The sequence below is a fragment of the Kribbella sp. NPDC104218 genome (assembly GCF_055584105.1).
Genome location: NZ_JBVJMQ010000001.1, coordinates 1,321,464 through 1,332,693, shown reverse-complemented (window position 1 = coordinate 1,332,693; position 11,230 = coordinate 1,321,464). Strand labels below are relative to the sequence as shown.

11 protein-coding genes are annotated in these 11,230 nt (G+C 69.6%); 9 read left to right on the top strand and 2 right to left on the bottom strand.

Annotated features, from left to right (window positions below; all coding sequences use genetic code 11):
- The first annotated feature begins 96 nt into the window (after positions 1-96).
- From ACZ6ZD_RS06295 to ACZ6ZD_RS06260, 8 genes are all read left to right on the top strand, one after another.
- A complete protein-coding gene (locus tag ACZ6ZD_RS06295) occupies positions 97-330 on the top strand; it encodes a hypothetical protein (protein ID WP_465668914.1) in 234 nt (77 codons plus the stop codon).
- Between the two features lie 145 nt (positions 331-475).
- On the top strand, positions 476-1,816 hold the full coding sequence (locus ACZ6ZD_RS06290) for an FGGY-family carbohydrate kinase (RefSeq protein WP_465668912.1): 1,341 nt from the start codon (positions 476-478) through the stop codon (positions 1,814-1,816).
- Positions 1,813-2,427, top strand: a complete 615-nt coding sequence (locus ACZ6ZD_RS06285) for a histidine phosphatase family protein (protein ID WP_465668910.1) — start codon at positions 1,813-1,815, stop codon at positions 2,425-2,427. The genes ACZ6ZD_RS06290 and ACZ6ZD_RS06285 overlap by 4 nt, the downstream gene beginning before the upstream one ends.
- Positions 2,424-3,221, top strand: a complete 798-nt coding sequence (locus ACZ6ZD_RS06280) for a DeoR/GlpR family DNA-binding transcription regulator (RefSeq protein WP_465668908.1) — start codon at positions 2,424-2,426, stop codon at positions 3,219-3,221. The genes ACZ6ZD_RS06285 and ACZ6ZD_RS06280 overlap by 4 nt, the downstream gene beginning before the upstream one ends.
- A gap of 11 nt (positions 3,222-3,232) precedes the next feature.
- Positions 3,233-4,675, top strand: a complete 1,443-nt coding sequence (locus ACZ6ZD_RS06275; RefSeq protein ID WP_465668906.1) for an FGGY family carbohydrate kinase — start codon at positions 3,233-3,235, stop codon at positions 4,673-4,675.
- The gene (locus tag ACZ6ZD_RS06270; RefSeq protein ID WP_465668904.1) at positions 4,672-5,670 is read left to right on the top strand and encodes a 2-hydroxyacid dehydrogenase; all 999 of its coding nucleotides are present in this window, start codon (positions 4,672-4,674) and stop codon (positions 5,668-5,670) included. The genes ACZ6ZD_RS06275 and ACZ6ZD_RS06270 overlap by 4 nt, the downstream gene beginning before the upstream one ends.
- Positions 5,671-5,714: 44 nt before the next feature.
- Positions 5,715-6,911, top strand: coding sequence for a Gfo/Idh/MocA family protein (locus tag ACZ6ZD_RS06265; RefSeq protein ID WP_465668902.1), 1,197 nt, complete (start codon positions 5,715-5,717; stop codon positions 6,909-6,911).
- A gap of 102 nt (positions 6,912-7,013) precedes the next feature.
- Complete coding sequence (locus ACZ6ZD_RS06260; protein WP_465668900.1) at positions 7,014-7,364, top strand: VOC family protein; 351 nt, start codon at positions 7,014-7,016, stop codon at positions 7,362-7,364.
- Here the strand turns inward: ACZ6ZD_RS06260 and ACZ6ZD_RS06255 are convergent.
- On the bottom strand, positions 7,344-7,742 hold the full coding sequence (locus ACZ6ZD_RS06255) for a hypothetical protein (RefSeq protein WP_465668898.1): 399 nt from the start codon (positions 7,740-7,742) through the stop codon (positions 7,344-7,346). The two genes, ACZ6ZD_RS06260 and ACZ6ZD_RS06255, sit on opposite strands and share 21 nt — an antisense overlap.
- Positions 7,739-8,407, bottom strand: a complete 669-nt coding sequence (locus tag ACZ6ZD_RS06250) for a GntR family transcriptional regulator (RefSeq protein ID WP_465668896.1) — start codon at positions 8,405-8,407, stop codon at positions 7,739-7,741. The genes ACZ6ZD_RS06255 and ACZ6ZD_RS06250 overlap by 4 nt, the downstream gene beginning before the upstream one ends.
- Positions 8,408-8,514: 107 nt before the next feature.
- Here ACZ6ZD_RS06250 and ACZ6ZD_RS06245 point away from each other — a divergent pair, with 107 nt between their 5' ends.
- A complete protein-coding gene (locus ACZ6ZD_RS06245; protein WP_465668894.1) occupies positions 8,515-11,229 on the top strand; it encodes a UxaA family hydrolase in 2,715 nt (904 codons plus the stop codon).
- The last annotated feature ends 1 nt before the right edge of the window (position 11,230 follow it).

Sequence of the window (11,230 nt, the reverse complement as noted above, 5' to 3'; positions counted from 1 at the left end):
GTGACGTTCGGCGCGCCAGGTCGTTGAGATGTCAGACAGTTCGCAGACCGCGGATCGCTGGCACAGATTTGCTGGGGAATCTGGGAAGGACCGCCCGTGTACCGTTTCAATCCGCCACCTGAATGGCCCGAGCCGCCGAGTGATACCTGGCGGCCGCCGCTCGGCTGGGAGCCCGACCCCGCCTGGCCGGAGGCCCCGGCCGACTGGGGGTTCTGGGTCGGCCGCACCGGTCGCCCGGCCAGTGGGCCGATCGGCGCCTTCGGAGCCGTCGACGCCGGCCGGGTCGAGCTGGCGATCGTGGATCCCGCGCTCGTCCTCATGCACTCCTGAGTTCCTGGATCACCGCCCCGACGCTCAGGCGCAGTCGGTCGCGGCGAACCGGCTCCTGTCACCCTCACGGTGATGGGAGCCGACTCATTTCACATCTTCTGGTGTTATCTTCCCGGCATCGATAACACCTCGGCAGGAGTGTGCGATGGGCTGGATCGGCATCGACCTCGGCACGCAGAGCGTGCGTGCGGTGCTGGTCGATCCGGCCGGCGCCGTCCTCTCCCGGTCCGCGCGACCGCTGACGAGCCGGCGCGACGGCGTCCGGCACGAGCAGGATCCGCAGGCCTGGCTGGCCGCCGTCGACAGCTGCCTGGCCGAGCTGCCGGCGTCCGCCGTCGAGGGCATCGCGATCTGTTCGACGTCCGGCACCTTCCTGTTGACCGATGCCGCCGGGCGCCCGGTCACGCCCGCGCTGATGTACGACGACGCCCGGTCGACCGCCCGTTGTGTCCACATCGTGGACGCCGACCCGGACCGCTGGGCGACCTCGATGCAGCCGACCTGGGCGCTGCCGAAGGTGCTCGACCTGATTGCCGAGGGTGACGACCGGCGCGTCGTCCACAGCGCCGATTTCGTCGCGGCGCACCTCGTCGGGCGGCCGGTCGCGACCGATACCAGCCATGCGCTGAAGACCGGATACGACCTGGTCGCTGATGCCTGGCCGGTTGCCGCCTTCGAGAAGCTGGGTCTGCCGCTGTCGGCGTTCCCGGCTGTTGTGCGTCCCGGTGCCGAGCTGGGGCGAACGCCGTCCGGCGTGCCAGTGTACGCCGGGATGACGGATGGCTGCGCCGCGCAGATCGCGGCCGGCGCGCTCAGCCCGGGGGCCTGGAATTCGGTGCTCGGGACGACGCTCGTGCTCAAGGGGGTGAGTGCGGAGCTTCTCGACGACCCCACTGGCGCGGTGTACAGCCATCGGCATCCGGACGGCGGGTGGCTGCCGGGCGGGGCTTCGAGTAGTGGCGCCGGCGTGCTGAATGTGTTGCTACCGGGGGCGGATCTGGCGGTCTTCGATCAGCTGGCTCATCCGGTCGAGGCGGCGATCTATCCGTTGTCGAAGCCGGGGGAGCGGTTCCCGTTCATCGCGCCGACGGCTGCGCGGTTCACCATCGGCCGGGTCGAGACACCTTTGGACACGTATGCCGCCGTCCTGCAAGGGCTGGCGTTTGTCGAGCGGTTGGCGTTCGAGCACCTTGCCGGGCTGGGCGCGGAGCCGGTTCGGACGGTGTCGTTGACCGGTGGCGCGACCCGGAGTGCGTACTGGAATCAGCTTCGCGCGGATGTGCTCGGCGTCCCGGTGCAGCTCCCGGCGGTGCCGGATCCGGCGTACGGGATGGCGGTGCTCGCGGCGTCCAGGGGCGGATCGGTGACCGAGACCGCGCGGCGGATGGTCCGGGTCGATCGGGTGCTCGAACCGCGGCCGTCGGGGCTCGACGACCTGTACGCCGCCTTTGTCGCGGAACTCGACGCCCGGGGTTGTCGCGGATGAGGACGACGATCGTGCTGGCGCGGCATGGGCGGACCGCATGGCATCACGGTAACCGGTACACCGGTTCGTCCGACCTGCCGATCGACGAGGTCGGCGTCCAGCAGGCCTTGCAGGTCAGGGATTTCGCGGTCTCCTTCGCGCCGGATGCGTTGTGGTGCTCGCCGCTGCTGCGGGCTCGGCAGACGATCGCGCCGACCGCCGCGGCGCTCGGGCTGGAGCCGGTGCTGGATGCGCGGTTCCGGGAGGTCGACTTCGGATCGGCCGAGGGGAAGCGGCTGGTGGAGCTGCCGGCCGCGGTCGCGACGGCGTTCGAGCTGGACCCGGTCCGGAACCATTTCCCCGGCGGCGAGGATCCGGTCGCGGCAGCCGAACGGGCGGTCGAGGGCTTCCACGCGGTGGCTCGGGCCCACGAAGGCGGGAAGGTACTGGTCGTCGCGCACAACACGCTCATTCGGCTGCTGGTGTGCCGGTTGCTCGGGCTGCGTTTGGAGGACTACCGCAGACTGCTACCGGCACTCGGTCCCGCGGCGCTCGTGCGTTTCCGGCACCAGGACGGCACAGTGGGGCTCGAGGCGTACAACGTTCCCGCAGGACGAATGGAGACACCATGACAGCGGATGTCGGTGACGCCGGCGAGCTGAGCCGCCCGGCCCGGCGCCAGGCCGAGATCGCGGCGTACGTCGTCGAGCACGGCTCGGTCTCGGCCGGCGACCTGGTCGAGGCCTTCGGCGTCAGCGTGATGACGGTGCATCGCGATCTGGACGAGCTGGAGCGGCAGGGCGTCGTCCGCAAGTACCGCGGTGGGGTCAGCGCGCAGCCGACCAGCGTCTTCGAGAGCAACGTCGCCTACCGGCTGACCACCGCGCAGACCGAGAAGGCCGCGCTCGCCCGGCATGCCCGCGCGCTGATCGAGCCCGGGATGTCGATCATGCTCGACGACTCGACCAGCGCGTTCGGCCTGGTCGAGCTGCTCGACGACATCACCCCGTTGACCGTGGCAACGAACTTCCTGCCGGCGATCACCCGGCTGACCCCGCGGCGCGACATCACCCTGCTCGCACTTGGCGGGATCTACTCGCCGACGCACGACTCGTTCGGCGGCGTCCCGTGCGCGGAGGCGGTCGAGGCGCTGCATCCGGATCTGTTGTTCTGCTCGGTCTCCGCGGTTTCGCCGACGCACGCGTTCCACCAGGAGGAGGAGATCGTGCTGGTGAAGCGTGCGATGCTGCGCGCCGCGAAGACCAAGGTGCTGCTCGTCGACCACGCCAAACTGCAGCGGACGGCGTTGCACCGGCTCGCGCCGCTGGGCGATTTCGACCTCGTCGTGGTCGACGAGAAGACCCCGGAAGACCTCATCCGCCCGCTCCGCGACCACGGCGTCACCGTGGAGGTCGCGGCGTTCTAGAAGGGTTCGGCATGGACATCGGTGTTGATGTCGGCACGACCGTGACCAAGGCGGTCGCCTTCGATGCGGACGGCCGCCCACTGGCCGAGGCGTCGCGACCGACCCGGTTGGTCCGGCCGGCGGCTGGGCGGTTCGAGCACGACGTCCCCGAGATTGTTGCTTCGGTCAACGAGGTGGTGCGGGAACTTGCTGCTGTGGTGGGGGATCGGCCAGGGGTGCTGGCGATTACCGGCCAGGGTGATGGGTTGTGGCTGGTCGATGCGGTGGGTGCGGCGGTTCGGCCCGCGATCTCTTGGCTGGATGCGCGGAGCAGCGAGGTGCTGGACCGGTGGACTGCGGATGGGGTCGCGGCCGAGGTGTTTCGGCGTACGGGGAATCGGATGTTTCCGGGGGCATCCGGGCCGCTGCTGGCCGCCGTGCTGGCTGAGGAGCCTGCCGTTGTCGAGCGGGCCGCGACGGCGGCGTACTGCAAGGACGTGGTGATGCAGGCGTTGACCGGGGTGCGGGCGACGGATGTGTCGGACGCATCGGCGCCGTTCCTGGATCCGCGGACCGGCGACTATGACGAGCGTGCGTTGGCGGCGACTGGGTTGGCGTCGCTGCGGGAGCTGTTGGCGCCGGTCGTGGTCGACGGGCCGGTGGGTGAGTTGCGGGATGACTCGACCGGGCTGGCTCGTGGGACTCGGGTTTCGGCTGGGCCGTACGACCTGCCGGCCGCTGCGGCTGGTGCTGGGGTTGTCGAGCCTGGCGATGCGTTGCTGACCGTTGGGACGACGTTGGCCTGTCAGGTCGTGACGCGGGAGCTGCCGGTGGACGGCGAGCCTGCTGGGTTGCTGCTCGGGACGTGGACGCCGGGGGTGTGGTTGCGGGCGATGCCGGCGATGGTGGGGACGGCGGCGCTCGATCGGATCCTCGCGCTGGTTGGCGCCGACGTCGGTCAGCTGCCGGGGATGCTGGCCGAGAGTCCGCCGGGAGCTCGGGGCGTGACGGTGTTGCCGTACCTGTCGGAGGCGGGGGAGCGGGCGCCGTTCGTCGATACCCGGGCGCGGGGGACGATCGACGGGATTTCGTTGTCGACGGCAACCTCTGATCTGGTTCGGGCAACCTGTGAAGGGATTGCGTACGCCGCCCGGCACTGCCTGGAGGCCGCCGGATGGACCGGGCGGGTGACGATGTGCGGTGGCGGGGCTCGGAGTGCCGAGTGGACGCAGATCTTGGCCGATGTGCTGAATACGCCGCTGCACACGACCGCGGGCGAGCAGGTCGCCGCGCGCGGTGCGGTGATCTGCGCCCGGCGGCTGGTCGGCCCGGAATGGGCGGCGCCGACTCGGCAGGTCGATCCGGATCCGGGGCGGGCCGCCTTCTATGCCGAGGGATACGCCCATTATCTGCGGCGGATCGCGCATGCTCGCCCGCGCTGGGCCGATCCGGCGCCTACGTCAGGAGCTCGATGAGAATCGTCAAGACCTTGCTCGCCGGCGACCACTTCGTCCGGAACTCCTTACTGGCTGCGGCTTTGGAGCCGCTGGACGCGCGCTTCGACGTCCGCGAACTCACCTTGCCGTGGCCGCTGACACCGTACGGCCCGGTCGGTGAGGTGGATGAGGCATCGGATGCCGAGGATGACCTGATCGCCGCGCTCCCCGGCGTCGAGCTGGCGATCACCCAGATGGGCCCGTTCACCGAACGAGTCCTCGAGGCCGCCCCCGACCTGCGCCATCTGGTCGTCTGCCGCGGCGGCCCGGTCAACGTCAACCTCGAAGCCGCCGCCGCCCGCGGCATCACCGTCGCCGCCACCCCCGGCCGCAACGCAACCGCCGCCGCCGAACACACCATCGCGCTGATGATGGCGGCGCTCCGCAAGATCCCTCAACTCCACCGCACCGTCGTGAACGGCGAGTGGCGCAGCGATCTCTACTCCTACGACGACTGCGGCTCTGAGCTCGACGGCGCCACCGTCGGCCTGGTCGGCTACGGCGCCATCGGCCAACGCGTAGCCCGCGTCCTGCTCGCGTTCGGCGCCCACGTCCTGGTCGCCGACCCCTACGTCACCGACGTCCCCGCCCCGATCGAGCTGACCGACCTCGACGACCTCCTCCGCCGCTCCCAGGTGGTCACCCTCCACGCCCGCCTGACCCCCCAAACCCGCAACCTGATCGGCGCCGCCCAGCTGGCCCTCATGCCCCGCGGCTCGGTCCTGGTCAACTCGGCCCGCGGCGCCCTCCTCGACTACGAAGCCATCGCCGACGCCCTCGACTCCGGCCACCTCTCCGCCGCCGCCTTCGACGTCTACCCCACCGAACCCCTCCCCCCGACCTCCCGCCTCCACACCACCCCCAACCTCACCCTCACCCCCCACCTAGCCGGCGCCACCCGCCAAACCGCCCACCGAGCCGCCACCCTCACCACCCAAGCCGTCGAGGCGTACCTCACACGTTCCGACGTGTGAATTTGTTCTTCCATGAAACAAAAATGTGTGATTGCCTGTGCGGCATGGGAATCAGCATCGGTGTGGTCGGGGCCGGACAGTTCGCTCCTTCGTTCCTGCGGTTGTGGTCGGCGCATCCGGAGGTGACGGAGGTGCGGTTGACCGACGTCCTGCCGGAGCGGACGGCGGAGATGGCGGCCAAGCAGGGGATCGCGGTGACGTACCAGTCGTTCGAGGAGATGCTCGAATCCGACGTGGACGCGGTGGCGATCTTCACCCAGCGGTGGTTCCACGGGGAGATGGCGATCCGGGCGCTCGAGGCCGGGAAGCATGTGTACTCGACGGTGCCGATGGCGATCGAGGCGGACCAGATCGCGCGCATCATCGAGCTGGTCAAGGAGACCGGCCTGACGTACATGATGGGTGAGACCAGCTTCTACTACCCGTCGTCGGTGTACTGCCGGCAGCGGCTGGCCGCGGGTGATTTCGGGCGGGTGTTCTACAGCGAGGGCGACTACGTCCACGACATGGATCTCGGGTTCTACGCGGCGTACCAGTACAGCGGCGGCGAGGACTGGAAGAAGACCGCGTCGTTCCCGCCCATGCTCTACCCGACGCATGCCGTCGGCAACGTCTTGTCGGTGACCGGCCAGCACGCGACCCATGTCTCCTGCGTGGGTGTGAAGGACGACCGCGGGGACGGCGTCTTCGACAAGGAGATCAGCCAGTTCGACAACGACTTCTCGAACGCGACCGCCCTGTTCACACTCGCGGACGGCGGCGTCATGCGGACCAACGAGATGCGCCGCGTCGGCTACCCCTCGCACATCCGCGAGTCGCGCCTGCGCGTCTTCGGCACCGAAGGCAGCTTCGAGCAGCTCGCCACCACCACCGTCTGGCAGAACAAGGAGGGCGTCGAGGACATCACCGACCTCATGCGCACCTCCCCCAGCAGCGACCTGAACGACGACGACCTCGCGAACGTCGACCCCGCCCTCCGCGACGCCTTCCGCTCCGGCCTCTCACCCGTCCACGACCGCAGCCGCCTCCCACGCGAGTTCGACGGCCTCCACAACGGCCACGAGGGCTCCCATCACTTCCTCGCCGACGACTTCGTCCAAGCCGTCACCACCAAAACCCTCCCACCCGTCAACGCCTGGGTCGCCGCCCGCTACACCCTCCCCGGCATCTACGCCCACCAGTCCGCCCTCCAAGGCGGCGTCCAACTGGAGATCCCCGACCACGGCGACGCCCCCGCCTGACGCCAACGACAGGAGGTAGTCCGCCCGGCCGCCCCGCCGCACGCTCAACGAGCGCCCGCGGAAGTCGCCACCAGCGACTACCTCCTGTCCTTAAGGTGGACCATGGACCTCTTCGCCGGCATCTCCGTCAGCAACTACGAAACCGCCGTCGCCTTCTACGAACAGCTCCTCGGCGCCCCGCCCGCCTTCTTCCCCAACGACATCGAAGCCGTCTGGGAGCTCGCCGAACACCGCTACCTCTACATCGAGGTAGTCCCCGACCACGCCGGCCACGCCCAACACACCCTCTTCATCGAAGACTTCGAAGCCACCCTCACCGCCATCGCCACCCGAGGCCTCCACCCCACCACCCGCGAGACCTACCCCAACGGCGTCCGCCACGCCACCTTCCACGACCCCGACGGCAACGAACTCTCCTACGGCGGCCCCCCACTAGACAGCGATCTCGCCTAGCCGCTCCCAGTCGAGGACGCGAACGGCGAGCGCAGTCCGCCCGTCCAGCTCGGCGTGCAACAGGCGATGTACGCCGTCTAGGACAGTGCTGCGCCCATCGGGACGACGTACGACGTCGATCGGATAAGCGAGGTCGGCCGCGAGCGTCCGCGCGTACTGGACGTGGAAACGCACTGGGTCAGCAGCGACCTCGCGTGGCGTCAGCTGGAACGGGCGGCCGTCGTACGCCCAGAACGGCAGCTCGAGATGCCCGGCGAGCTCCGAGATCGGCAGCTCGTCCACCGGCAGGGCGAGAGCGTGCAGCTTCGACACGTCCCACAGGAACTCCAGGATGTACGGCCGCAGGATCGGAGGGATCTCCAGTGGGAAAGGGATCACTCGTAGATTTTGCGGAGGCGGTGGTGCATGGAGTTTTGGAGGTGGGTGGTCATGGCGGAGGCGGCGGCGGTGGGGTTGCCGGAGGCGATGGCGGCGGCGAGGGCGTGGTGTTCGGTGAGGACTTCGGGGCCGATGTCGCGGTCGTAGTGGAGGCGGAAGATGTGCAGGTGGCAGTGGGTGCGCTCGAAGGCGGAGCGGACCTGGTCGCTGCCGGAGAGGGCCGCGATGAGGGTGTGGAAGCGGTTGTCGTGGACGGTGAGGGATTTGTAGCCGGCGTAGTCGACGGCGGTGGGTTCGACGGCGGTGGCGAGCTCGGCCTGGAGGCGGTGCCGGCCTTCGTCGTCGATGAGCTCGGCGGCGCGGTGGGCGGCCCAGGGCTCGATGAGCAGCCGGAAGCGGTAGAGGTCGTCGAACTCGTCGAGCGTGAGCAGCGCGGTGGCCCGGTAGCCCTTCAGCGGCTCCTTGATCGCCAGCCCCTCGGACTCCAGCCGCGCGAGCGCCTCCCGGACCGGCGTCGACGAGACCTGGAACTCCCGCGCCAGCCCGTCGATCGAGATCCGGGCGCCCGGCCGGATGACGTGGTCCATCAGCATCGTCTTGATCGCCTCGTACACGTCGTCGGCGAGCATCTGCCGCCGCAGCACCCGCCGGTCCACCGTGTCCACGCCCACCACCTCCGGATCCTGATCGCGGCCTTGACCCCGCCGGTCGTCTTCGGCAGGGTGGAACCCGTAATCATGCATCATGCACGATTTACTGGAGGCCGACAACGATGGTGAGGTTCGAAGAGATCGGGGTGCTCCCCGAGCCGGGCGACAATGCCGCGATCTGCTCCCGCCGCCTGGACGCCGGTACCCGGATCGAGCTGGACGGCGTCGAGGTCACCCTCCCGCACACCGTCCTCGAAGGCCACCGCTTCGTCGTACGCCGAATCCCGCGCGGTGCCGCGATCACCTCCTGGACCACGCCCTTCGCCCGCGCCACCCGCGACCTGCTGCCAGGCGACTACGTCTGTACGCCGACCAGCCTCAAAGCAGTCACCGACCGCGGCGTCCAGGGCCTCCCCGCGGAGCCGTCGGCCACCAACGAGCCCCTCGACCCGTACGAGCTGGACGAGCAAGCCCTTCACCTCGGCCAACAGGTCACCAGCGTCGAGCAGCCCGGCACCTTCCTCGGCTACCCCCGCGAGCAGGGCGCCGCCGGCACCCGCAACCACGTCGTCATCTTGGCGACCAGCTCCCGCAGCTCCGGTTTCGTCACCGAGCTGGCCCGCCGGTTCGACGGCGCGGCCGCCGGGGACGGCGTCGTCCCGGTCGCCCACACCGAGGGCGGTGAGGACGACGCCCCGAACAACCTGCACTTCCTGCTCGCCACCCTGGCCGGCTTCACCCTGAACCCGAACGTCGGCGCCGTCCTGATCGTCGACACCGCGGACGACGTCGTCTCGGGCGAAGCCATCCGCGACTTCATGACCGGCCACGGCTACCCCGACATCCAGGTCCCGCACGCCTTCTTCACCCGCCGGGCCGGCTTCGAACACGACCTGACCACCGCCGGCGCCCTGATCGAGCCCTGGCTGCCGATCGTCGACGCCCAGCAGCGCACCGAGGTCCCGCTCGCCGACCTGAAGATCGCCCTGCAGTGCGGCGGCTCCGACGCCTTCTCCGGTATCTCGGCCAACCCGCTCTCCGGCCTGGTCGGCGCCGAGGTGATCAAACACGGCGGCACGGCCGTCCTCGCCGAGACCGACGAGCTGATCGGGGCCGAGCCGTACGTCCTGAAGAACGTCCGCGACCTGGCCACCGCCCGCCGCTTCCTCGCCACGATCCGCTCGTTCAAGGAACGCGTCGGCTGGCACGGCCACACCGCCGAGGGCAACCCATCGGGCGGCAACGTCTACCGCGGCCTCTACAACATCGTCCTGAAGTCGATCGGCGCCGCGCGCAAGCTCCCGCGCGAGGTCCGCCTCGACCACGTCATCGACTACGGCGAACCGCTCCCGGGCAACGGCTACGTCTTCATGGACAGCCCCGGCAACGACCTCGAGTCGGTCGCCGGCCAGATCGGTAGCGGCTGCAACCTGATCTTCTTCACCACCGGCAACGGCTCGATCACCAACTTCCCGTTCGTCCCGACACTCAAGTTCGTCACCACCAGCGCCCGCTACGAACACCTGCACGCCGAAATGGACGTCGACGCCGGCCGCTACCTGACCGGAACACCGATGGCCGACCTCACCGCCGAAACCTTCGACCTCACCGTCCGGGTCGCCTCCGGCGAGCCCAGTGCGGGGGAGCGAGCCGGCCACAGCCAGGTGTCGATCTGGCGGAACTGGAAACAGCAAGGCCCACGCGACGGCATCTCAGTCAGCACCGACGGCCGGATGAGCCGCGCCCTGACCGACCTCCCCGCCGACCTCCGCGACGCACCCCTCAACGGCCTCCCCCTGACCGGCCGCACCTCGACCTCCACAACCCCCGCCCGACTTCTGCAGGTCGACGACCGTCTGCTCCCCGAAGCCGTCGGCCTGATCCTCCCGACCAGCCTCTGCTCAGGCCAGATCGCCCTGCGGCTCGCAGCCCAAGCAGAACAAGAGCACTGGGCCGGGGACGCCGTCACCAGGATGGTCGCGCTCCCGCACACCGAAGGCTGCGGCAGCAGCGGCGGCGCCTCCGAAGAAACATTCGCCCGGATCATGCTCGGCTACCTCCTGCACCCCAACACCCGCATCGCCCTGCTCCTCGAACACGGCTGCGAAAAGACCCACAACGACTACTTCCGCTCCCGACTCGCCGACGCTGGCAAGGACCCGGCCCGCTTCGGCTGGGCCAGCATCCAGGCGGACGGCGGCCTCGATGCCGTCAGCAACAAAGTCCACGACTGGTTCCGCAGCTTCAACCTCCCCGCCCCCGCCGAGCAAACCGGCAACCTCGGCGCCCTCACCCTCGGGCTGGAGGCCCGCGGCCGCCTCACGGATCAGACCGCCGAGGCCCTCGCACTGGTCGGCCAAGAGATCGTCGGCTCCGGCGGTTCCGTCGTCCTGTCCTCCCGCGGCGCCCTGCTGGCACACGAACGATTCCGGACGACGGCATTCGGTACGCCGGCCGACGTCGGCCCGACCGTCGCTCACGGCCAGCAGCTCACCGCCCCGGGCTGGCACGTGATGCGGATGCCCGGCACCGACTGGATGGAAACCGCGACCGGATTCGGCGCAACCGGCGTCCAGCAAATCCTCGCGCATGTCGCCGGTGGCACCCTGTCAGCGCAACGCTTCGTCCCCGTCGTCGAGATCAGCAACGACCCCGAAACGGTCGCGACGTACGGCGACGACCTGGACGCCGTCGCCACCGGAGACGTCGCCGACCAAGCCCGCATCGCCCTCGAGACGATCGCCCTAGTCGCGAGCCGCCAACTAGTCCCGAAAGCCGTTGCCTCCCGCAACATCGGCTTCCAGATCACCCGCGGCCTGCTCGGCACCTCGATGTGAA